The following is a 24,390-nucleotide window of genomic DNA, read 5'->3' as shown; positions in this document are numbered from 1 at the left end:
TCGTCATAAGTCACCAAAACGCACTGAACTCAGTATTTCAATAGCAGAAACCCTCTTCAAGATTGAAGAGGAGTTGGGAGATTTGAAAAAACTAGCCCTTTCACAGTATTTTCTAAAAACTATCAATAATATCAATACATTAAAGCGATTCCAGTTGTTTATTTGATATCTTAATTTAAATCTTCCCTAACCCTTCTTTATTTCATTAAAGAAGGGAACCTATCATCATTTGAATTGAGATTAGTGCTTTGTGGTAAGATTTTTTTCATCATTTAAATGAAGGTCAATTATTTGTGGCAATTCTTTTTTATTGCTCAATATATCCCAAACATCATTACTATTACCAAACTGCACTGAACCACACGCTTTAATAACAAAAAACCTCTTCAAAATTGAAGAGGTTTTTAAAGATTCAAAAATATAGTTTTTTCAAATAATTAACTAAATCAATCCTTCATCTGCAATTTATTTTGTACCACTTTAGCCTGCGCTAAGAAACGTTGTCGTTCTTTACTTGCCATTGTGTTGTTCATACCAGGTAATTTCACTTTCATTGGATTAACAGCAACCCCATTAACATGAAACTCATAATGCAAATGCGGCCCTGTTGAACGACCAGTATTGCCAGATAGCGCAATCCGCTGCCCTTTCTTCACTGATTGCCCTTGTTTCACTAATGGCTTGCTTAAATGCATATAAACCGTTTGATATTCACGACCATGGCGTAGCATTATATAACGTCCTGCGCCACCGGCTTGATAGGAAACTTTTATCACAACGCCATCGGCTGGTGCAATGACTGGTGTTCCTATCGGCATAGAAAAATCAACACCTTTATGCGGAGCAATACGCCCAGTTACAGGATTTTTACGGCGCGGATTAAACGGTGAAGAAATACGGTATTGACGTTGCGTTGGATAACGAGAGAAACCTTTACCGAGTGTTTCACCATGGTTGTTATAATAACGACCATTTTCTGCTTGAATTGCATAGTAACTCTTACCACGACTAATAATGTGAATCCCGATCACATTTCCTTGCCCAGTCAGCTTATCATTAAGGTATTCGCGGTTAACCAAAATCGCATAACGATCGCCTTTTTGTAACTTCGTTAGGCTGATTTGCCATTGTAATGCGTTAATCAATTGATAGATTTGCTTAGAATCCAAACCATTTTCACGCAAATGAGAATAAAGGTTACCATCAATATCCCCTTTTAATACTTCCTCTTTCCAAACACTTTTCTTTTGGATCACTTGCATAACAAAATGACCGTCAGCTTGACGCTCATAAATACGTTCTTCTTTACGTGAAACCAACCAGTTTAAATATTGCAAATCGCCATCTTTCGATAGGATCCAGTAAAATTGCTGCCCGGTTTGTAGATTTTTCAACGTTGGATCTAATTCATACAATTCATTGATAACATCAACATCTAAACCACTAGAACCCAATACGTCATTCAATTTATCGCCGTCTGCAACAGTATAAGCAAATTGATTAGTAATGCGTAACGCTTCACCAGCTGCATCAAGTAATTCATTTAATGCACTTTTTGCATCTTCCGGTAATTCATCATCACTAAATACAGGTTCATCAGTTAATTGATCATCAAAATTTTCACTATTATCGCTATCTGTTTGTGTATTTTCATCGCTAGTAGATTTACTATCGTGCGCACTATTTTCTTCTGTTTGTTTATTTTCTGCTGTTTCTGCCGTTTTATCGCTCTCTGTTTCAGCAGTACCAGCAGGTTTATTCACATCAACACTGGTTGATGGAATAGTTGTTTTCGTTTCTGGAGTTTTGGTTTGGTGATGTAAAAAATAAATTATTGATGAAAAGCAAAGTAATGCGATCACAAAAAGCACAATTCTTATCGTTATTTTTCTCTTTATGCGATCTCTTGCCAGTTTAATATGTTGCATTCAATATAACCTAAATGGGTAAAACTAAATCATTTCTTCAGAACTCATGTAAGACATAATATTAGCCGAAAAATTCCCAAATTAACTGATTAATTTTTTTGAATGAATAAATCTTCGGCATTATCGAAAAAATTATTTGATCCCATACTCGATTTGCATAAAATACAGACCGATTTTTTTAAAGGTGTCCTCATTATGCAACTATCACAACCACCTTTGGTTGAGCTTAAAAATATATCTGTTCAATTCAATAATAAGACAGCATTACAAGATATCTCACTATCCATTCAACCTCGTTCCATTACCACTATTGTTGGGCCAAATGGCGGCGGTAAATCGACTTTATTAAAAGTTTTACTTAAATTAATTGCGCCACAGCAAGGCAGTGTACATTACGCAGCCAATACCAAAATTGGTTATGTGCCGCAAAAAATTTATCTTGATGCAACTTTTCCTATCACTGTCAGTAAGTTTTTAGCGTTAAAACCGAAAACGAGTAAACAAGATATCGAACAATCGCTTAAATTGCTTTCTATTAGTCATCTTGCAGATCATAGTATGCAGAAATTGTCTGGCGGTGAAATGCAGCGAGTATTATTAGCGCGAGCAATTTTAAATAAACCTAATCTATTGGTGCTTGATGAACCAACGCAAGGTGTTGATGTGGTTGGACAAAATGAGCTATATGAGTTAATTAATCAAATGCGTGAACGTTTTGATTGTGCTGTTTTAATGGTTTCTCACGATTTACATTTAGTGATGGCAAAAACCGATCATGTACTTTGTATTAATCAACATCTATGCTGCGAAGGTGCACCAGATTCGATTAGCTCACATCCACATTTTATCGATTTCTTTAACAATCAACGTGAACAGAATGTTGCTATTTATACCCACCATCATAACCATAAACACAATTTACATGGTGATGTTTGCTGTTCTGAACAACATCGTTCACCTGATTGCCAACATCAACAACAATAAGGCTGATTATGTTTGAAATTATTTTTCCTGCTTGGCTAACCGGCATGATTTTATCATTAATCACTGCACCACTTGGTGCATTTGTCGTTTGGCGTAAAATGGCTTATTTTGGCGATACGTTGTCACATTCTGCCCTGCTCGGCATTGCGCTCGGTATTGCATTGGACTTAAACCCTTACTTAGCTATCCTTATTTTAATAATTGTATTGGCGCTATTATTGGTATGGTTAGAAAATAATACCCATTTCGCTGTCGATACTTTGCTCGGCATTATTGCTCATACCAGCTTATCGCTTGGGGTTGTTATGATTGGTTTAATCGGCGGTGTGCGTGTTGATTTAATGAATTATCTCTTTGGTGACCTACTTGCCATCAACTACCAAGATTTATTATGGATTGGGATTGGCGTTGTCTTGGTACTTAGCGTTTTATGCTACTCTTGGCAGAATTTAATTTCTGCAACGGTTAGCCCTGAGTTGGCACAAATTGAAGGTATTAACGTTAAAAAAGCGCGTATTATTTTGATGCTCTTAACTGCAATCACCATTGCCTTAAGTATGAAATTTGTGGGCGCGTTAATTATTACTTCTTTATTAATTATTCCTGCGGCAACTGCACGCCGTTTCGCTAGAACACCAGAAACTATGGCATTTATTGCTATCTTAATTAGTATGATTGCGGTAAGTGGCGGACTAATTTTATCGGCATTTTATGACACTGCTGCCGGGCCGTCAGTAGTCATTTGTTCTTCATTACTGTTTGTACTTTCTTTGCTAAAAAAACAAGAGGATTAATCATATGACTAAATTACTCGAAAATCGTGAAGATATTGAGTTATTAGTAAATTCTTTCTATCAAGTAGTTCGTGCCGATCCGCGTATTGGTTATATGTTTGATCACCTTAAAGGAAAACATTGGCAAGCCCATTTAGAAAAAATGTATCGCTTTTGGGAAAGTAATATTTTTGATACCGAAAGCTATCAAGGTAACCCAATGTTGGCACATATCAAACTGCATAATCGCCAACCAATGAGTGAAGAGATGTTTTCAGTTTGGTTAGCCCATTGGCAAAATACGGTCAATTCCCTATTTCATGGCGAAAAAGCCGAAAAAGCACTTTTTCGAGCTGCGACAATTAAAGATTTAATGCAACAACGTGTATTAACTGATGAATTACCAATGTTTATGCAACGTATTCGACCAAGCAAAGGATAAGTGGCTATGAGTTATTGTGATTATGTTAATCAATTAGCAGAGGGACAAGATCCTTTCAATAAGCATTACCACGATCACCACTACGGTTTTCCGATTCATGATGATAATGAATTATTTGCACGTTTGGTCTTAGAAATTAATCAAGCAGGTTTGAGTTGGACAACCATTCTAAAGAAAGAAACTGGTTTTCGCCAAGCTTATGATCAATTTGAAATTGCCAAAGTTGCTAATTATAACGATGAAGATCGACAACGTTTATTAAGCAATCCAGCCATTATTCGCAACCGTTTAAAAATCAATGCTGCTATCTATAATGCACAACAGATTATGTTATTACAGCAACAATTTGGCTCTTTTAAGCAATGGTTAGATCATCATCACCCAAAACCATTATCAGAATGGGTAAAACTCTTTAAACGTCATTTTAAATTTGTCGGTGGCGAGATCGTCAATGAATTTTTGATGAGTTGCGGTTATTTACCAAATGCTCATGATAAAACTTGCCCAATCTATCAAAAAATTATGCAAACGGATGTGCCTTGGAAAAAGGCTTAAAACATTATTGGTTACTATTTAATAAGGATCTAATTACACGTAATGGCACAAACAATTTACGGTTCGTGTCATCTAAAGGGCGAAAAAACGCAAATTGTTGATAAAACGCCAAAGCATTTTCATCTAATACATCTAAGATTAAAGCATAAGTGGGCAATCCTCTGTCTGCCATACGAACAGCTTGTGCTAATGCAGCTAACAATGTTTTTGTGCCTAAACCCTGTTTTTGATAAGAAATATCAACCGCTAAACGTGCTAATAATGTTACTGGTGTTGGATAACGTGGTAATCCCTGTTCAATCAGTTTTTCTGGGCAAATAGATTGCACCGCTAGCGTATAATAAGCAGCCACTGCTGCTTTATTGCGATCCGTTGTTTGTTCAGCTAACACCCAAGTTCGACTTAAACCTAACTGCGCATTTTTACTTGCATAGCGTGCTAAAAAAGTATTCATATCGGCGTGACCGCAATTAAAGCCTTTTAAGTGATGCTTATCCTTATCAACAGGTTCAAAAAAAGGATTTAACGCCATTTAAAGCCATCCTCATCCATCTGTTGCATTACTGCCGTTAACTTAGCAGACGGTTCCCAATCACTTTCTTGTTCACACACTTGTATAAAGGCATCATATTGCTGATTTGTAATGATAATTTGTTGTTGTTCTGCTAATACTTGTGGTGCATCTTTACGAATTAGGCTATATAAATAAGCGCTAAGACTCTGCCCACAAGCTGCCGCAGCTCGTTCAGCCAATAACTTAGTTTCCAAATCAATTTTCATATCAATTCTGCTCATTGTTGGCATAATGCTCTCCTTTTTTAATCCGCTCAAAGTATAAGCAATTTAATTTGTACGGTCAACTTCCGTACTTTTATGGTGTTGGTTAAAAAATATTAATAAAAAAGCCAATAACTGAGTTTTCCCAATTATTGGCGATACATTACAACCTAAGATCTACAAATTAACTTTTAACCCCGTCTTTTCTGCTACATCTTCTGCGATTTTGCGTAAATTAGCGGCACTTTGGTGCAAGTCAATCAATTCTTCATCGGTAAAACGATACTTAGGAATTTTTCCGATTCCATCACGATTAATAATCATCGGTACACTAATCACAATATTGTGAATACCATATTCCCCATTTAGTACAGCACCAACTGGTAAAACAGAATATTCATTAATATTAATCGCACGAATAATCCTAAAGACGCTCGCTGCAATCCCATGATTGGTATTTAATTTCAGTCCAAAAACTTTCAATCCTTCTTGTTTAACTTCATCTAAAATCGCTGCTGGATCAATCACTGGATAGCCATTATTCGCACAAAAATCTTCCACTTTTTGTCCAGCGATATTCATTAAACTCCAAGGTAATACACTATTTGCACCATGTTCACCTAGGATAAAACCAAAAATATTTTTTGGATCAATTTGTACTTTATCCGCCACCAATTTCATTAATCGAGCGCTATCAACAACGCAACCTGCGCTAATAACTCGCTCTCTTGGATAGGAAGTATTACAAGTGATGAAATGTGTCACAATATCGCAAGGATTCGTGACAATAATCAGGATGGCATTTGGTGAATATTTTTCTAGCTGTTTCGCAATATCAACACCGATTTTGGCATTAATCTGCGCCAACTCTAGCCGATCTTGTCCAACTTTAATCTGTGCTCCAGCAGTAATCACAATAATATCGCTCTCTGCTGTATCGGCATATTCACCGCTAATAATTTTGGTATTTTTTGAAAAAGTTAATGCAGTCATGTGGCTAAAATCCATTTGTTCGCCTTTACAGCGATCTTTATTTAGATCAACTAAAACAACTTCACTGCACTCACCCATATTAAGAATAAAACTAGCTATCTCAACGCCGACAGCTCCAGCGCCAATAATTGAAATCTTACGCATTTTTGTACTACTCTGTTGTGTTTTCTGAATTGAATTATTAGGAATAATGATATCTATCCAATATCATCACTATATGTTACTCAATTTTTTAGATAAGGGAATGGGTTTATTGTTTTTTTCTATTGTTTGGCGGTGGTGAAATCCTTATAAGTTTTGAAGCACCCTTTTGTTTTATATCATGTAATCATAAAGGCTTAATGAGCAAAAGATCCCACACTTTTGTCCATTAAGCCAATTTTTTCTGAATGGGTCTGTTTACTACAACGTATAAAATAGCAATCTCTTTTTCAGAGAGGAAATTATTCTCAACCGCACGTTTACCAATTTCTGCTGAGTTAATCGCTCCAGCGGTACTGTCGCTAATCAAGCCGCCCGCTAATCCACTCGCTATTTGAATTTACTTATGGAAATTCCTAGTGTAATTCTTTTTTTAAATGATATTTATACCTACAAAAACTAATAAAAAAATATGGTATATATATTACTAAAGTAGTCTTTAAATTATCATATAGAAAATACCATTCCCAAAAAATAATACCTTCTTCCACATATATTCTTATTGTAAAAAGAATATATTTCAATAAAAAAAGAAAATATATACAGATAAAATATTTAAAACAAGAAGTATAAAAATTATTTGTTGTCATTGTTTTCCTTATTAGTATTATTAAATTGTTTTTTTAATAGTTCTGAATCACCTAATATTTCACTAGCAAATCCAGATGAAATGGAATTTAAAAATGGATTTTTTAAATTAACTTTATTTATTGTTGAAGTCCCTAATGTACCAGTAACTGCACCAAGAGCACTCCAACCATAATCCTCTGAATTTTGTGTCGACATTGAACTAATTCCAATATTAATACTAATTTGTTGCCCTAATGTCCTACCTCTTGTTAGAACTGTAGAAAGTTCTGCTTGTAATAAACTATATGGATCGTAAGCTTGGTCTTGTGTCAATTGATAACCTGTATTAGCTATGGCTGTAGCCGTCATTTCTGTAAGCAACGGATACTTAACTGCTTTTTTCCCAACTAACAAGCCAATATCTTTCCCCATAGATAAAGCAGCCGCTCCCGTACTAGTTGTGCTTAGCCCTGCTCCAACAGCTCCACCCAATACTAGCATTGGAATCTCAACACATCCTTTTCCTGCAATACAATCCAATGTATCTCTAAAGCTTTTTACATTCATACTTTCACTAACAACTACCCCTGATAATGACGGAATAGCCCCTCCATCAGGATAACTTTGAACTGCCTTAGCCACAGCTTCTTTTGCATCAGCACACATCGCTTGATTACCTGATTGACAGGCATGTGCTGCTTTTTGCTCTCGTTCTAAGTTAATCTGTATCAAATCAGCCCTTTCTTTTCGTAAAGCTGCACAGCTAATCTCATCCGTTGCACAAATATTAATTAATTGTTTGTTAATTTCTTGTAGTCGTTCTGCTTCGTGCCTAAAGAGATAGTTATTCTCAACCGCACGTTTACCAATTTCCGCTGAGTTAATTGCCCCTGCAGTGCTGTCGCTAATTAAACCGCCGGCTAAGCCACTCGCTAATTGGCTTAATGCGGATACCGTTTGTTTTTGCGCTTCGGTAAGCTGTTCTGGTGATTTTTGATAGAGTTGCTCTGTGATTAGTTTTGCCGCTAACTCACCACTGACCGCACCTGCTGCCCCTGCTGCCGCATTGTTGCCTGTGGCATAGGCTTCAATGGCACCCAATACAGTACGAACTATCTGATAACTGAATACTAGTGTTATTAATCACTATTTAATCAGATTTTTATTAATGGTTATTATGATGCCTTCTCAACTCTTCTAATTCTTGAATAAATTTTTCCCATCTATTTTGTTTAAAATTGCAATGAGTTAACTTGATATTATTTTCTTTTAAAATATTTGTTACGAACTCAGGATAATATTTGAATAAAATCTCTGATGCATCATTGATATTCCAATAATTATGTTCCTTATTTTTCACAATACAAGAAAGATAATCTTTAACCAACGGTAAATATTCAACACATCCAGATTCAATACTATGATATAGATCTGAAATACTAAATGGAATAACTTTTGCTATATTTATAATAGTTTCTATACAAGAATAATTTTTTTCTGACAGACTGTATATGTTCATTATTTATTGTATATGAAAAAGATATTATTGCCTCTAATATGTATTTATAATCTTCACCATCTAAATTATTATTTCTAACATCTTCAAAAATAGGAGAAAGTAAAAGATCATAAATATATTGAAAACCAGTATCAATACCCCAATAACATAACAAACATCCTGCTTGATATACATATCTGAATTTATAATCCTGACTATGCTTTATGATATAAATTAGTTTTTCTATTCTTTCCTTAGGGATATACTCCAAATCTAGTTCCTGAAGTAATTCACCGGTTATTCCATCTGGAAGAGAATATAATAGTTCATTTATTTCTTGATCAGTTAACATTTATTTTCCCTCCTCAAAGATAATATAATTTTTTGGCAAGCATCCTTTAATTAGGCATTCCCCATCTCTATTAACATTATCTAAATCCCTCAAAGCCCTTCTTAGTTTTTCTGAGTTATTTATAGTAGGATTATTTGAGTATCTAATTTTCGCATCTTCTATTCTTTTTGTTAAATAATCAACTAATTCATCATGAGAAACTATTTCAATATTTTTTACTTTCCCATTTTGAATATCTTTTTCTAATTGAGTAAGATTTACACTGATTTTGTTACTACCATACATTTTTAGTTTTTCAGCATATCTTGGATCTGTAAAAGAAATATAAGGCGTATTTCCAGAATTTCCTCCTCGAATATGGTTTTCTATACTCCCTGTGCCTTTAGGGTTACTGGGCTGAGATTACCCTCCATATCAATCTTTGCTTTAGGTTGACCTTTAGCATTAATAATGGATAGGAAGTCATCATCATAACGATAGATAAAAGTTGCGTTCTCATAATTTGTTGTTTTTCCAACAATCGGAAGTTTACTAACTGATTTATCAATGATGTTTTTTATGCCATGAGCAGTAATTTTTCCTATACCCGCTATTCCTGTAACAGTACTAATAGCTCCTAATTCATTAGATAAATACACTTTCATCCGAATTAAGTCTGCTTCATCTCGATAACCTTTGGACTCTAATTCATCTGCTTGTTTGAGGGTTTCTCTTGTTTGCGAGCTAATTGTTTCAATAGGAGATTGCACAAATTTCTTTATTTCTTGACCTATTTGGGCAAGCTGTTCTTTTGCCTGTTTATCTCCATACACCACTGCATCTATCGTCAATTGAGTTAATACGGTTGCACCCTCTATTGACTCTTTTGGCATTTGAAGTAATGCCGCTTTTGCGATATTTTCCATTCGCTGACTTTGAGCTTCACCGTACTGGATAGCCACTTGTTGATACTGGCTATTCATCACTGGATTATCTGCTGTCAACATATAACCTTGAAAACTTTTGAAGGCAGCAGAAAGTGTGACAAGTTCACTTGCACATTCTGCATTCATACCTTGACGACAGGAAGCTTCTAAACGGTTATCACGTTCAATATCTTTGATATGAAGTTCAGTAATTCTATCTTGAATAACTTGGCAATTTTTTCCTTGTGCTTCACATTGTTCTTTTTCCTTCAGTAAGCGGACTAACTCTTCGGCTTCATGTCTAAAGAGATAGTTATTCTCAACCGCCCGTTTTCCAATTTCCGCTGCATTAATCGCCCCTGCGGTATTGTCGCTAATTAACCCACCGGCTAAACCACTGGCAAGTTGGCTTAAGGTGGAGACGGTTTGTTTTTGAGCTTCTGTCAGTTGGTCTGGTGTTTTTTGGTAAAGCTGTTTGCTAATTACTTTGGCAGCTAATTCACCGCCAACCGCCCCAGCTGCTCCTGCGGCAGCGTTGTTCCCTGTGGCATAGGCTTCAATGGCGCCCAATAAAGCGTGTGCCATCAAGTTCGCTTCAAGATTGACATTGCCATCTTTATCCGTGGTCGCTTCTTTAATTTCTTGGTTGATGTACGGTGATAAACCACCTACCGCTGCTTGACTCGCGTCACCTGTCGCTATCCCTTGTAAGACGCCTGTAACTGCACGTACTGCTAATTGTACCTTGCCGCCCAATCCATAAGTATCTAAGACCTTATTCGCTTCATCTAATTGTTGTTTCGCTGCCTGGTTAGACGTATCCACCCTTAATATCGCTTCCGCTTCCCCTTTTTTGCGTTTCGCTTCATCTAATTTTGGTTTTAAGACTAAGGTAATGCCATTATTGGCAATATCGCCTATCACCTGTGCCATCTCTTGACGGGCTTTCATTTCCTCCATATCCGCTTTCTGTACGCGTTCATTCGCTGTTGCAGTATCGCGGGATAGGGTAGTCGGTATCTCACCTTGTTGGGTAGTAAGCTGGATATTGCTACCGATGACACTGTGGGTGGTGCTACTGTCTTGTTGATGAATATTCCCTAATGCACTTAATCCCGCTGCAAAGCCATTGGCAATATTTTGAGTTGGGTCGGTAGAGAGCCCACCGCCTGCTGAAGAGACTTTCACTTCACTGTGATTCGCTATTGATTCTGCACTTAAACTGCCTGTTGTAAATTGATTGTTTTCCGCGCTTGCTTGGCTTTCAACCACTGCGCCTTTTAAGTGGGTATTGCCGGCCACATTGACATTTAAGCCTGCTGTACCTGCTTGGATTCCACTTTGTGTTTCGACTTGAGCATAATCCAGTTTCCCTTTATTCAAGTTAGCGTTAACTGATACTTGTGAACCGCTACCAGTCACCGCCAAGCCTACACTTGCGCCAGCCTGTTTCTGTTTGCTGTCATAACGTTGGGTATCTTGTTGGCTTTCTATGACAAGATTGTTGCCAACCTCAACATTCACCTTATCACCGGTAACGATAGCACCTTTTAAGGTCGTATCTTCGCCACTGCGTAAGTTCACAGTCTGACCATTTACTGTCGTATTACGTTGCGTTATCGTATCGCTGTTTTCATGGCCTTGGCCTTTTTGTACTGACCCTTCTACGCCAAAACCAGGGCTACCACCATTTACACCTGCAAAAACACCCGCACTCCAACCACTATTTTTATTTTCACTACGTTGGCTTGTGCTATCTTGAGCCGAGGAGAGATGGATAGCTTTTGCCGACGTTAGCGATGCACTGTTTGCCGCTTGAATGGTTGAACCCACTACGTCAATATCACCTGCGGTAGTAGTGAGGTTGATATTTCCGGCATTGAGAGTGCTGCCTTGATGTACCACTTGTGTGGTTGTACTGCTAGATGAAGATTTGCTTGAACCAATACTGACGGAAACTTTAAAGTCCGCTTTTTGTCCAGATTGTACTGCATCAACAGTTTTCTTTGCTTCTTGAGCGGCAATGGCGCCTTCTTGTGCGGCTTTGATTTCATATAAAGCTTTTAAGCGACTGTCTTTCACTTGTTGACTACGTGCCAGACTTTCTCGCGCTTTCATTGCCATGTCAGTTGTTGGCGTTGATAAAGATACCGTTAAGCCAGATTGTTTAAATTCGTGCTGCTCTGTACTTTCGATAATATCTTTACCCGCTTCCACTTTAAGCGATTTTGCGGTGATATCAATTGTCTTGTCAGGTTGAGCAATTAAGTCAGTGCCTAAAATAGTCGCCTGTTGACCAGCAACTAAAGTCACATCACCGCCTAAGCTACCAATAGTCGCGCGTGCCTCGGATTGGATGGCGCCTTTTTCTTGATAATTGTCTTTTTGACTACGAGAACCAACAGCAAAGCCAATATTTCCACCGCTCATCAATCCCGATTTTTTCTCTTCTCGGAAATGAGTTTCTTGATAAGTATTTGTACCAGCCTGAACTTGGATATTTTTTCCTGCGATAAGTTGAATATTTTTATCGGCAATAATAGCTGCTCCATTCGCCTCAATATCACCATGGGCAAGTAAAGTAATATTTTCTCCACTAACTTTACTTCCTTTTTGTTTTGTCTGATTTAGTTGATCAAATGTTGTACTACTTGAGTGAGACAACAGAGAACTACGTTCATAATGATGATATTCTTCATACGCACTGCTTTCATTTAGGCTATCTAGTACCAAATTGTTTTTTGCTAATGCGGTTAAAGAACGATTTGCTTCAATATCTGCACCTTGAGCATAAATATTTTCTGCTTGTAGTTGAACATCACCACCGCCTTGAATTCGGCTCGTTATTGCTCGTTTCTCTGCAACATTACGATAATGATCGCCTTCACCCATGTTTTCTTCCAGACCGGCATCAACTTTACCAAGATGAAGGTCGTGATTAACAGCAATAAAGGTTTGTCCTTCCGAGGGAAATGCTTGAATATCATCACCCTTAACAGTGACACAGACTTCTCGATGTTCAGCAAATATACTTTGACGTGCTTTTTCTTGTTCTTGTTGATAGGTGTCTAATCTTCGTTGTTCAAGATAATTTTGTGTAAAAGTGGGGTTATTTTCTGCGGCAATTGAAGCATAATGAATAAAAATCAGACTGGATAAAGCGATTTTACGTAACATCAATCATCACATTGGTTATCAATAATTACAAATATTATAAATCTTCCCTTTATACTGTCTAGATACAAAAAATCTGCACTTCAATTTTTTGAGTGCAGATTTTTAAATTTATTGAAATATCAATCAATTATCTTATGCAAGATATTTCGCTTTTAACTCTTTTGCAAAAGCAACTTTTTCTGGTGTTAATTCTTTTGTCATCGGTTCACGACAATAACCTGCATCAACGCCATTAAGTTTCAATAATTCTTTAATGGTGAGGTATAAACCATTTGATAAGATACCTTCGATTAAATCATTAGTTACGTGTTGAATTGCGCGTGCTTCAGCAATTTTACCTTGTTGTGCATATTCAAAAATTTGTCTTGCACGTACACCATTAACATTAAATGTACTACCAATTGCGCCATCAACGCCTAATACCGCAGCAGAAAGCATCATTTCATCGAAACCAGCCCAAATTAGGTGATTTGGATAAGCTCTCTTCACACGTTCTAATAGATAGAAATCACCCGCAGTAAATTTCACACCGATAATTTTTGGATTTTTATAGAGTTCACCAAATTGTTCTACACCAATGTTTACACCTGTTAAGAATGGGATAGAGTAAACAATCATATTATTGCCAGTTTCCGCAATAATGGTGTCATAGTAATTTTTGATTTCTGCAAAACTAAATTTATAGTAGAACGGTGTTACTGCTGATAAACAGTCATAACCTAATTCAGTTGCATATTTACCTAATTCAATAGATTCGTGAAGATTAACGCTACCAACTTGCGCGATTAATGTAACTTGGTCTTTTGCTTCATCTTTCGCAATACGGAAGATTTGTTTTTTCTCTTCAGTAGAAAGCATAAAGTTTTCGCCAGTACTACCGCCAACATATAAACCATCCACTTTCATTTTATCAATGTTGTAGCGAATGATTTCACGCAAACCTTTTTCGTTAATAGAACCATCTGCGTTATATGAAACTAATAGTGCACTGATAATACCTTTTAAGTTTTTCATAGTATTTCCTTATGACAAGAGAGTTATTTGATTCGTTGTTCTAAAATGACATTTAGTGTTTTTTGTTTTGCTTGAATAGCACGCTGTTCTTCTTTACGTACCAATAAAGCATAAATTAAATCTAGTACAAATAATTGTGCAATTTTTGTACCAATTGAGTCGCCTTGCATCTGTCCTTGGCGATTACCATTAATCAATACATAGTCTGCCACTTCAGTAATCGGTGAACGTAAGTTATGCGTTAATGCTATTGTTTTCGCTTCATTCTTTTGTGCAATTCGCAAAGTACGAATAATTTCTTCAGAATAGCCGGAATGACTAATGCCAATAACGACATCGCCTTTTTTCATTAATGAAGCCTGCATATACATAAAATGATTATTGGTTGTAGCATCAACTTGCAAACCAATACGCATCAATTTATGTTTCATATCTTCTGCAGTGATTCCAGATGAACCAACACCAAACAAGAAAATTCGTTTCGCGCTTTGCAGCTCATCCACTACTCGTTCTAATTGCTCAAAATCCAATAGATTGATGGTTTCACCTACCACATTCACCAATGCAGTCTGTAATTTTTTCGCAATCTCAAATGCACTATCATCGGAAGAAACATCAGTATCCAACAAAGTTTGATTTTGTTTTTCTTGCGTTGCCAATTCAATCGCCAGTTCTAATTTAAAATCGGTATAACCTTTAAAACCAAGCGTACGACAGAAACGGATAAAAGTTGCTTCCCCTACGTTTAATTGCGCAGATACTTCTGATAAAGAAGACTGACTCAATAAATTTGGCGATGCCAATATTGCGGATGCAATACGCTTTTCCGTTTTCGTTAAACTATTCTGCAAAGCACCAATAGTATCAAGGATTTTTCCGCTCTCTGACATTCCTGCCTCCTTATGAGATTAAAGTAGGGTGACTGGTACTTTTACAACCAGTTTTTTCAAATGCTGTACTTGTTGTTCTACATTACAGCATGGTTTATGCGGTTCATAAGGTAAGAAAATCGCAAACATATTTGGACGTAACACAATTTCACTTTTTGCTTCAATATCTGGTGTTAATTGATAATCGTCTTTCTCATCATATTCTGTATAAAGTGAAAGATCCGGATAAACTGGACTACATTGAATAGCTTCTTTACCGCTGATTAAAACTTGAATATCTAAATATTGACGATGAATTTCCGCTTTTTTGCTCTCTGCTGCGCAAGTATCTAATTCCATCACATTCATATAGATTTGATCAGTGATGTCATGACGTCCTACTTCTAAAGCAGCAAGATCGATTGTTTTCAAATAATCGAGAGCCTCACCAATCACTTTTGGTAAACCTAATTTGTAATCCTGTTTTGTTAAATCACCAATAAACATATGTCATCCTTATTTTAGTTTCGCTTGATTTTGTTCAACCCACCATGCTGCACCGATTAATCCTGCATCTTGTCCATGGAAAGCACGTTCAACTTGGCATTGATAAAATTTAGGTTGTTGTTGTAAATAGTGCTGTACTAGCGGCAAATAACCTTCTGCCAAGCCAACACTACCGCCGATCACTACTTTTTCGATATCTAATCCAATCACAAGATCGGCAATTAAATTAGCAATCGTACTCGCTGAACGGTGTACAACCGCAGTTGCTTGTGGATCTTGCTGACGGAAGCGTGCAAATACTTCTTTTGGTGAACAAGGGTTCTCCCAAACGCTCGCTGCCGCTTCAATCGCTCGACCTGAAGCAATCGCTTCTACACAACCACGTCGTCCACAACCGCACACAGGCCCGTTTGGATCAGCTAATGTATGACCAATATGCCCTGCAACACCATTAGGTTCAGTTAATAAACGACGCTCCAAAATAATACCACCACCAACGCCGGTAGATACGGTGATAAAGACAAAATTTTGAATTTTTTCTACATCTTGTTCTTTATATTCTGCACAAGCAGCCGCTTGTACATCATTTAGTAATCCAATTGGTTTATCAGTATGGCGAGCAATACTCTCTTTTAGCGGAAATTCAGCTAAACCACCTAAATTTTTAGGATTCAATGCAGTTAATACACCATTATTAATAATTCCGGTAGAAGCTACTGCTACACAATCAAATTGTCCTTGATATTGAGCAACAATTTGTGCCAACGCTTCGTGCATACCATCTACTGCATTTTGTTGCGGTGTCACAATTTGCCGGCGCTGTGTTACTACGCCATTCTTCACTAATGCGGCCGCAATTTTTGTACCACCAATATCTAATGCGAGAACTTGCATAGACTTTCCTTTCTCTTATTTATTTGCCGATTTCACTGCATCAGCAAACCAACTTACAATATGTTCTAAGCGAGTTAATGCTGAACCTACGGTTACCGAATGTGCGCCAATTTCAATCGCTTTTCTTGCTAATTCTGGTGTGTTATAGCGCCCTTCAGCCATAACACGACAGCCTGCTTTCGCTAAATCAATCACTAATTGATAATCAGGTTCTGCTGGAATTGGGCCGCCTGTATAGCCAGACATTGTACTACCAATCAGATCAACACCTAATTTTTGGCAGAACATCCCTTCTTCAAACGTTGAACAATCTGCCATTGACAATAATCCTAATTCTTTAATACGTTTGACGGTATCTTCAATGCTCGTTGGGCGAGTACGGAAAGTACCATCAAAAGCAATAATATCTGCACCAGCTTCTGCTAATGCTTCTACATCTGTTAAAAATGGGGTAATGCGTACTGGGCTATCTGGTAAATCACGTTTTACAATCCCAATAATCGGAACTTTCACCATTTTGCGTGTTGCTTTTAAATTATCAACGCCTTCAATACGTAACCCTGCTGCTCCGCCAATCACAGAGGCTTGCGCCATTGCTGCCACAATTTCCGGATGATCCATTGGACCGTCATCCACCGGCTGGCAAGAAGCAATCAGACCATGTTTAATCACTTCAAGGATATGTTGTTGGTCTAAATTTGACATATGAACTCCAGTAAATTTCACAAAAAAGAAGTTAGGCTTCATTATGCTGTGTAATTTACTCTTATGTCTTACTGAGAACAAGAAAAATAATTTTTTTTTGAGATCTAGATCATAAATTTTATGGAGGAAAACAACATAAATTTGTTGTCAAATGAAGGGAGACTCGCTCCCTGTCTGATTTTTATACGCTTTAGCAAGAATGAAGAGAGATTTGTACGTTAGAGATAATCTAAATCGACATCATCAAACATCTTGCGAATTTCATTATTATCACGAATTTGCTCTGCTTTCTCTACTTGTGGGCGTGATAAATGCGGCGCAAATAAATGGATAAAGTCATATGTATAACGGCGTAAAAATGAACCTTTTTTAAAGGCAATTTGCGTCATACTTGCTTTAAATAGATGACTTGCATCAATCGCCACTAAATCGGTATCACTTTCGGTATAAGCCATAGATGCCATTATTCCTACACCAAGCCCTAATCTGACATACGTTTTGATGACATCCGCATCTGTCGCTGTAAAGACAGTATTAGGCAAAATGCCTTCTCGACTAAAGGCATAATCTAAATCAGAACGTCCAGTAAAACCAAAGATATAAGTCACTAGCGGATATTTGCCTAACTCTTCAATGGTTAATTCTTCAATTTGTGCTAATGGATGATCTTTTTTCACGATCACCGAACGGTTCCACATATAGCATGGCAACAAAATCGCATCTTCAAAGAGATATTGCGCTTCAGTAATAATCGCTAAATCAATCTCACCTGATAATAACAACTCATAGATTTGTTGCGGTGAACCTTGATGAATATGCAAGCTAACATCCGGATAACATTTCACAAATTGTTTCACGACATCTGGCAATTTATAACGTGCTTGTGTATTCGTCGTTGCAATGCGTAACGTACCTACATCAGGTTTTTTATGCTCGTCCGCAATCGCTTTGATACTCTGTTCCTTAACTAGCAATTCACGAGCAATTGCAATAATTTTTTCCCCTGTCGGCGTTAAACATTGGATGTGTTTACCATTACGTTCAAAAATCGGTAAGCCTAATTCATCTTCTAGCAATTTAACTTGCTTACTAATACCAGGTTGGGAAGTATAAAGCGACTTTGCCGCATCAGTAATATTTAAATTGTGATTTGCAATCTCAACAATATAACGCAGTTGTTGTAACTTCATTGCTTCCCGCTCTTAGTTATACCTATTATTTAGCGTTGTTGATAACGTTTTCTCAACGAGTGTTGTTTTACCGCTTTGCGGATCTGATTAGACTTAAATTTGCGTGGATTTTTCACATCAAGTTTCGTTTCAGTTTCTAATGGTAAGCCAACTAATTGACGTAAATAGTTTACCTTATCTAAAGGCAACTCTTCCCAACCGCCTCTCGGTAAGCCACGCATTAATTCAATATTGCCATAACGAGTACGAATCAAACGGCTGACTTGAATACCTTGTGATTCCCATAGACGACGCACTTCTCGATTACGTCCTTCGGTCAAAGTCACCGCAAACCATTGGTTCATACCTTGACCACCTTGTGGTGAAATGCTTTTGAAATTCGCTGGACCGTCTTCCAATTGTACGCCTTTTTTGAGCTGCATTAGCATTTTTTCCGTTACTTCACCAAATACCCGCACCGAATACTCACGTTCTACCTCTTTACTTGGGTGCATTAAACGGTTCGCTAATTCACCATCGGTAGTGAAAAGTAATAGTCCTGAGGTATTAATATCTAAACGCCCTACCGCAATCCAGCGTCCATTACTAATTTTTGGTAAACGCTCAAATACAGTTGCTCGCCCTTCGGGATCATGACGTGTACATAATTCCCCTTCAGGTTTGTAATACATTAAGACACGACAAACTTCTTTGCGCGCTGAATTAAGAGAAACCAACTGACCATCAACACGAATTTTAGTATCGGTCTTAACTTCGACACGCTCGCCTAAGGTCGCAATTACCCCATTTACGCTGACACGTCCTGCCGCAATAATGGTTTCAATTTCGCGGCGAGAACCTAATCCTGTTCGTGCTAATACTTTTTGTAATTTTTCACCGACTATTTTTGCTGGTTTTTCTGGTTTATTTGTTTTTGCTAATTGCATAAATCCTCTTGTCGTCTTCTCAGACGTCTTTATTCAAACATAATTAAATAAAAGGTGTGGTACTACCACTGCCTTCACGCAAAATCACTGGCGGTTCTACTGTTAAATCCACAACCGTAGTAGGATCTTGACCTAAATAACCACCATGAATAATCAAATCAACTTGGTTTTCTAATAAATTGCGAATCTCTTCTGGATCAGACAAAGTGAAATACTCTTCTCCCGGCAACATTAATGAACAAGATAAAATTGGTTCACCTAAAGTATTTAATAATGCCAACGCAATATTATTATCTGGTACTCGAATACCAATTGTTTTTCGTTTTGACGTCATCAAACGTCTTGGTAACTCTTTGGTTGCCGTTAAAATAAAGGTATAACGACCCGGTGTATTATTCTTGATTAAACGATATACGTTATTTGTTACCAATGAATAATTCGATAATTCTGATAAATCACTGCATACTAATGTAAAATTATGCCCTTCCGGCAAATGGCGAATGCGGATAATGCGATCCATTGCGTGTTTATCACCAATCATACATCCCAAGGCATATCCTGAATCTGTTGGATAAACAATAACGCCACCATCACGCAAAATCTCAACTGCTTGATTAATCAAACGTTGTTGCGGGTTATCGGGATGAATATAGAAGAACTGACTCATAACACTCTCCTTCTGTGATTACAACAAAACACGCTTATTATATAACGCATTTCAGTACAGAATAAGTGAAAAATTTAAATAGATTGTTGCCAGACCGCTTTTACCGTTGTTGGAATGGTCAAATTTTTTCCTAATTCAATCCAACCACAAGGATAATGGAAATCAGAGCCGACGGACGCTAATAAATTTAATTCTTCCAACCATTTAATCAACATTTTTTGTTGATTGTGATCGATACCACCAGCAATCTCAACGGCGTCGCCTTGCCATTGCTGAAAATCTTTAATTAAAGTATGGATCTTATTGTTAGTCATTTGATAACGCATTGGATGCGCCACCACTGCTACACCACCAGCTTGATGAATTACATCAATTGCTGTCGGAATATCGCACCAATTGGCTTTTACATGACAAGGTTTGCCTTGCGATAAATAACGTTTAAAAGCTTGCCCTTCATTACTCACTAAACCAATATTTACCAAATAGCGTGCATAGTGTGCTCGCGTAACCTCTCCTGTCGTTAATGCTTGTGCTTCTGCAAAAGCATTCTCCAAGCCAAATTTTTTGAATTTTTCGCCAATTTCTACTGCCCGTGCATGACGTAATCTAGCCTGTTCTGCAAGTAATGCTGTCATTGCTGGATGAGTTTCATCAAAATCTAAACCGACAATATGAATTGTTTTACCATTCCATAATGTCGAGATTTCGACACCGCTAATCAAGGTAATTTGTTGCTGTTGCGCCGCACTTCTCGCCTCGGCGATACCATCAATAGTGTCATGATCTGTTAATGCCAATACATCGATTTGCTGTTCTTTCGCACGTAAAATTAACTCTGTTGGCGTTAATACACCATCAGAAGCGCTGCTATGAGTATGTAAATCCAGTTTTTTAGGAGAAAGTTGCGATAATTTAAATTGCATTATGATTATGATCTAATTTAAGCGTATTGTTTAAACATCATTGCTGGTGCTTCAACTTCAATCATTAATGGTTCTAAGCGATTAAGATTGATACGGAAAGGATCACCAAAATAGAGTGTTGTTTGTGGCAGTATCAACTGTTGTTCCAACACAATGACACTAGCAATATTGTCTTCAAGATAAGCCACTAATAACGTTGCCCATGATTGGGTCGCATTAACAAAACAACGTGCCAAACTTGGTTCAGTGACCGTTTGTTTACCCTCTAATAAGGTGAAAAACCAATTTTGCGGCTGTTTTGGCAATAAAAAATGTTCACAAGCAATCGCACTATAAGCTAAACGTTGATTAATCTCTTCTGGGAATTGTAATGGTTCTAAGATATCCAGAAACTGCGCTACTTTATCAAGATCAGCTAAGGCAAAATTGCTAGTCGTTAAACCGTCACCATTTAGGACTTGTTTTGATAATGTTGTTTCAACAATTGTATAGTTAGGCAGTAACGCAGTAAGACGATCTCGTACTGCATCATATTGCCATTTACACATATTATTGAACGACATATTGAACCATTACCTCAAAATATAATTAAAAACTTCTAACTGTCTGATTATATGCTAAAAAATAAGATAATGTGATGAAAAAGTGACTTTTTTTGTAATTTTTTATTAAAAAACCTCATTTTTTTCATTATTTCAATTTACCAGTAAAAATTTCTACGATTTCGCCATTGAAAATCCGCTGTTTTACCTATTTTGTGTTAGGATTAAATTTATATTTCTTTACCTATTTTGGAGTGTTATGGTGTCTTTCGTGGAATGGCTGCCACCGCAAATTAATCCTCAATTAATTGTGGTTCTTTTATTATTAATCTCAGCAATTTGGCTCTTTATTTCTAATAAAATCAGAATGGATGTTGTCGCTTTATTGGTGCTAGTTGCATTCAGCTTAAGCGGCATTCTAACCGTTCCTGAAATTCTCGCTGGTTTCAGTGATCCCAATGTTGTATTAATCGCTTTGTTATTTGTTGTTGGTGACGCGTTATTGCGTACAGGAATTGCTTATCAAGTCAGCGATTGGCTGTTACGTATCGCCAACAATAATGAAATCAAAGTCTTAATTTTATTAATGCTCGCTGTCTGTGGTTTAGGCGCCTTTATGAGTTCGACTGGTATTGTGGCAATCTTTATTCCTGTTGTCTTAGCTATTTGCCGCAGTATGCACATTTCACCAAAACGCTTAATGATGCCACTTAGTATTGCTGGGCTGATCAGCGGTATGATGACATTAATTGCTACGCCGCCTAATCTTATTGCTAACGCAGAATTAATTAAAGCAGGCTGGCCAGCATTAAACTTTTTCTCTTTTACCCCAATCGGAATGATGATCCTGATTCTTGGTATCCTCTATTTATTAGTGGCTCGCCATTTATTAGATAGCGGCGATCCAGAAGATTTAAAACAGAATTATAATCGCACTTCAATGAATGACTTGATTGAGAGCTATCAATTATCTACTCGCTCGCGTCAAGTGATTGTACTGCCAGATTCGCCCTTTATTGGCAAAACATTAGATGAACTACATCTACACTCACGCCACAATATTTTAGTAATTGCAATTGAACGTTGGCGTCGTGTTAGACGAATTGTAGTAACGCCATCAGCCTTAACTGAATTAAGAGCAAAAGATATTTTGCTGTTTGATGTTACTAATACTGAATTGGATTGGCTGGATTTTTGCCAACGGCATCATTTAAAACCTATTGAAGTTCGTGGGCAATATGTTAGCGACAAGGCAAAAAGCGTGGGTATGGCGGAAATCTCACCAATCCCCGAAAGTGCGTTATTGGGAAAAACAGTGCGTGAAGTACGTTTTCAAAATAAATATGGCTTAATTATTGCTGGTGTTAAACGCGGACATCAACTGTTACAAACCGATCTTGCCGAAATTGAATTTACTGTCGGCGATCAGTATGTAGTGATTGGGGAATGGAAACAAATTCAAGCATTACAAAGTAAAAATCAAGATTTCTTTTTACTTAATTCTCCAGCCGAGATCGAACACGTTGCTCCAGCGCTAAGCCAAGCTCCACACGCTCTATTTGCTGTTGCCATTATGGTAGGATTGATGGTTTCAGGCGTAGTATCCAATGTGGTAGCCGCGTTAATCACCTGTATTTTGCTCGCCAAATTCCGCTGTATTGATGCCAAAAGTGCTTACAACGCTATCCATTGGCCAAGTCTGATTTTAATTGTAGGAATGATGCCATTTGCCACCGCCTTAACTAAAACAGGCGGAATCAATCTTGCCGTTGATGCGTTGCTGCAATTAGTAGGTGGTTGGGGTATTCACGCCATTCTAGCCAGTTTATTTATTCTATGTGCAGTTATTAGCTCTTTTATTTCTAATACTGCAACTGCTATTTTGATGGCACCAATTGCTGTCGCTATGGCAATGAAATTGAATACCTCGCCAGTGCCATTTGTTATTACCATAGCTATTTCCGCCTCTGCTGCGTTTATGACACCAGTAGCATCACCGGTCAATACGATGGTACTTGGTCCGGGTGGTTATAAATTTACCGATTTCTTAAAAGTCGGAGTGCCATTTACGATTTTAGTTATGTTGGCAACGATTTTTGTGGTGCCGGTTTTGTTTAGTTAATGCAGTAAAGAAGCAGTAGATATGCTGCTGCTTCAGTTTATTGATAAAGTCAATTATAAAACTTTTAGCTAAATTATTTCTTATCTAGGGGCTGAAGTAGATTAGCACTTATGCTAAGCTACAAAAATGAAGATAACCAATTGTAAACTAAAGAAATCTATACAAAGAAAACTGCTTGAATTTTTTGTATTAGAAGTAACAGCACGATCAGCAGCAGATTTGCTTGGCATTCAAGCCAATACTGCCATCTTGTTTTATCGAAAAATTCGTCTCGTTATCAGCCATCATTTAGCACTACAAGCACATGAACTTTTCGATGGCGAAGTAGAGTTAGATGAAAGCTATTTTGGTGGTGTGCGAAAAGGGAAAAGAGGTCGGGGTGCAGCTGGTAAAATGGTGGTGTTTGGCATGCTTAAACGCCATGGAAAAGTTTACACAGTAACTGTACAAAACACTAAGACTGATACCTTACTTACTGTTATTAAAAAGAAAATACAACCAGATAGCATTGTTTATACAGATTGTTATCATAGCTATGATGTGCTAGATGTTAGTGAGTTTACGCATTATAGAATTAACCACAGTACTCATTTTGCTGAGCGGCGAAATCACATTAATGGGATAGAGAATTTTTGGAATCAAGCAAAGCGTGTGCTAAGAAAGTATAATGGAATTGATCGAAAATCTTTCCCTCTTTTTTTGAAAGAATGTGAGTTTCGTTTCAATTATGGGACACCATCTCAACAGCTCAAAATCCTGCGGAAATGGTGTCAGATTTAACGCTAATCTACTTCAGCCCCCTTATCTAAAATTTAGGTTTCGCCCTAAAGGGCGACTTCATTTTATTCGCAAGTGAACTTTGTTCACTTGCTCACC

General features: G+C 37.3%; 24 protein-coding genes and 1 pseudogene. 6 read left to right on the top strand and 19 right to left on the bottom strand.

Annotation, left to right across the window (positions count from 1 at the left end; translation table 11 throughout):
• Positions 1-446: 446 nt before the first annotated feature.
• Positions 447-1,928, bottom strand: coding sequence for a murein DD-endopeptidase MepM (gene mepM / locus NYR30_RS05020; RefSeq protein ID WP_066113689.1), 1,482 nt, complete (start codon positions 1,926-1,928; stop codon positions 447-449).
• 195 nt (positions 1,929-2,123) lie between these two features.
• Here mepM and znuC point away from each other — a divergent pair, with 195 nt between their 5' ends.
• Genes znuC through NYR30_RS05000 form a run of 4 tightly spaced genes read left to right on the top strand, consistent with a single transcriptional unit; the run spans position 2,124 to position 4,682 of the window.
• Positions 2,124-2,912 (top strand): zinc ABC transporter ATP-binding protein ZnuC, encoded by a 789-nt coding sequence (znuC, locus tag NYR30_RS05015; protein WP_066113691.1) that lies wholly within the window; start codon positions 2,124-2,126, stop codon positions 2,910-2,912.
• 8 nt (positions 2,913-2,920) lie between these two features.
• On the top strand, positions 2,921-3,706 hold the full coding sequence (znuB, locus tag NYR30_RS05010) for a zinc ABC transporter permease subunit ZnuB (RefSeq protein ID WP_066109898.1): 786 nt from the start codon (positions 2,921-2,923) through the stop codon (positions 3,704-3,706).
• Between the two features lie 4 nt (positions 3,707-3,710).
• Positions 3,711-4,127 carry a group III truncated hemoglobin gene (locus NYR30_RS05005; RefSeq protein WP_066109901.1) on the top strand — a complete coding sequence of 139 codons (417 nt, stop codon included), beginning with the start codon at positions 3,711-3,713 and terminating at the stop codon, positions 4,125-4,127.
• 6 nt (positions 4,128-4,133) lie between these two features.
• Positions 4,134-4,682: a DNA-3-methyladenine glycosylase I gene (locus NYR30_RS05000; RefSeq protein ID WP_066113693.1), complete on the top strand. Its 549-nt coding sequence runs from the start codon at positions 4,134-4,136 to the stop codon at positions 4,680-4,682.
• Between the two features lie 4 nt (positions 4,683-4,686).
• On the opposite strand, the gene NYR30_RS04995 is transcribed toward NYR30_RS05000, so the two are convergent.
• From NYR30_RS04995 to NYR30_RS04910, 18 genes and pseudogenes are all read right to left on the bottom strand, one after another.
• Positions 4,687-5,214 (bottom strand): GNAT family N-acetyltransferase, encoded by a 528-nt coding sequence (locus NYR30_RS04995; protein WP_066113696.1) that lies wholly within the window; start codon positions 5,212-5,214, stop codon positions 4,687-4,689.
• On the bottom strand, positions 5,205-5,486 hold the full coding sequence (locus NYR30_RS04990; protein ID WP_066113698.1) for a type II toxin-antitoxin system TacA family antitoxin: 282 nt from the start codon (positions 5,484-5,486) through the stop codon (positions 5,205-5,207). Before NYR30_RS04990 ends, NYR30_RS04995 begins: the two co-directional genes overlap by 10 nt.
• A 150-nt stretch (positions 5,487-5,636) precedes the next feature.
• On the bottom strand, positions 5,637-6,596 hold the full coding sequence (locus NYR30_RS04985; protein ID WP_066113700.1) for a lactate/malate family dehydrogenase: 960 nt from the start codon (positions 6,594-6,596) through the stop codon (positions 5,637-5,639).
• Between the two features lie 289 nt (positions 6,597-6,885).
• A pseudogene (locus NYR30_RS13700) lies at positions 6,886-6,990 on the bottom strand (VENN motif pre-toxin domain-containing protein); the annotation flags it as partial.
• Positions 6,991-7,229: 239 nt separating this feature from the next.
• Positions 7,230-8,324 carry a VENN motif pre-toxin domain-containing protein gene (locus NYR30_RS04975; RefSeq protein ID WP_302502196.1) on the bottom strand — a complete coding sequence of 365 codons (1,095 nt, stop codon included), beginning with the start codon at positions 8,322-8,324 and terminating at the stop codon, positions 7,230-7,232.
• 338 nt (positions 8,325-8,662) lie between these two features.
• Positions 8,663-9,073: a hypothetical protein gene (locus NYR30_RS04970; protein ID WP_302502195.1), complete on the bottom strand. Its 411-nt coding sequence runs from the start codon at positions 9,071-9,073 to the stop codon at positions 8,663-8,665.
• The gene (locus NYR30_RS04965) at positions 9,074-9,358 is read right to left on the bottom strand and encodes a hypothetical protein (protein ID WP_302502194.1); all 285 of its coding nucleotides are present in this window, start codon (positions 9,356-9,358) and stop codon (positions 9,074-9,076) included.
• A gap of 80 nt (positions 9,359-9,438) precedes the next feature.
• The gene (locus NYR30_RS04960) at positions 9,439-13,155 is read right to left on the bottom strand and encodes a hemagglutinin repeat-containing protein (protein ID WP_302502193.1); all 3,717 of its coding nucleotides are present in this window, start codon (positions 13,153-13,155) and stop codon (positions 9,439-9,441) included.
• A gap of 132 nt (positions 13,156-13,287) precedes the next feature.
• Complete coding sequence (nanA, locus tag NYR30_RS04955; RefSeq protein ID WP_302502191.1) at positions 13,288-14,169, bottom strand: N-acetylneuraminate lyase; 882 nt, start codon at positions 14,167-14,169, stop codon at positions 13,288-13,290.
• Between the two features lie 23 nt (positions 14,170-14,192).
• Positions 14,193-15,059, bottom strand: a complete 867-nt coding sequence (locus tag NYR30_RS04950) for a MurR/RpiR family transcriptional regulator (protein WP_066105496.1) — start codon at positions 15,057-15,059, stop codon at positions 14,193-14,195.
• A gap of 18 nt (positions 15,060-15,077) precedes the next feature.
• Positions 15,078-15,545, bottom strand: coding sequence for an N-acetylneuraminate anomerase (nanQ, locus tag NYR30_RS04945; protein WP_066105493.1), 468 nt, complete (start codon positions 15,543-15,545; stop codon positions 15,078-15,080).
• A 9-nt stretch (positions 15,546-15,554) separates the two neighbouring features.
• A complete protein-coding gene (locus tag NYR30_RS04940; RefSeq protein WP_302502190.1) occupies positions 15,555-16,439 on the bottom strand; it encodes an N-acetylmannosamine kinase in 885 nt (294 codons plus the stop codon).
• A 15-nt stretch (positions 16,440-16,454) separates the two neighbouring features.
• Positions 16,455-17,144, bottom strand: a complete 690-nt coding sequence (locus tag NYR30_RS04935) for an N-acetylmannosamine-6-phosphate 2-epimerase (protein WP_066105488.1) — start codon at positions 17,142-17,144, stop codon at positions 16,455-16,457.
• 218 nt (positions 17,145-17,362) lie between these two features.
• Entirely contained in the window at positions 17,363-18,334 is a 972-nt protein-coding gene (gene cysB, locus NYR30_RS04930; protein WP_302502188.1) for an HTH-type transcriptional regulator CysB, read from the bottom strand.
• 29 nt (positions 18,335-18,363) lie between these two features.
• Positions 18,364-19,260 carry a 23S rRNA pseudouridine(2605) synthase RluB gene (gene rluB, locus NYR30_RS04925; RefSeq protein WP_302502181.1) on the bottom strand — a complete coding sequence of 299 codons (897 nt, stop codon included), beginning with the start codon at positions 19,258-19,260 and terminating at the stop codon, positions 18,364-18,366.
• A 43-nt stretch (positions 19,261-19,303) separates the two neighbouring features.
• Positions 19,304-19,927 (bottom strand): L-threonylcarbamoyladenylate synthase, encoded by a 624-nt coding sequence (locus NYR30_RS04920; protein ID WP_066105479.1) that lies wholly within the window; start codon positions 19,925-19,927, stop codon positions 19,304-19,306.
• A 74-nt stretch (positions 19,928-20,001) separates the two neighbouring features.
• A complete protein-coding gene (locus tag NYR30_RS04915; protein ID WP_302502180.1) occupies positions 20,002-20,850 on the bottom strand; it encodes a PHP domain-containing protein in 849 nt (282 codons plus the stop codon).
• A gap of 17 nt (positions 20,851-20,867) precedes the next feature.
• Entirely contained in the window at positions 20,868-21,413 is a 546-nt protein-coding gene (locus NYR30_RS04910; protein ID WP_302502179.1) for a cell division protein ZapC domain-containing protein, read from the bottom strand.
• Between the two features lie 238 nt (positions 21,414-21,651).
• Here NYR30_RS04910 and NYR30_RS04905 point away from each other — a divergent pair, with 238 nt between their 5' ends.
• Positions 21,652-23,514: an SLC13 family permease gene (locus NYR30_RS04905; protein ID WP_302502177.1), complete on the top strand. Its 1,863-nt coding sequence runs from the start codon at positions 21,652-21,654 to the stop codon at positions 23,512-23,514.
• A 126-nt stretch (positions 23,515-23,640) separates the two neighbouring features.
• Complete coding sequence (locus NYR30_RS04900) at positions 23,641-24,294, top strand: IS1595 family transposase (protein ID WP_115241497.1); 654 nt, start codon at positions 23,641-23,643, stop codon at positions 24,292-24,294.
• Positions 24,295-24,390 lie beyond the last annotated feature (96 nt).

Origin of the sequence: Gallibacterium salpingitidis, from assembly GCF_030517105.1 — a bacterium.
Lineage (GTDB): Bacteria > Pseudomonadota > Gammaproteobacteria > Enterobacterales > Pasteurellaceae > Gallibacterium > Gallibacterium salpingitidis.
This window is presented reverse-complemented; position numbering and strand designations above follow the sequence as displayed.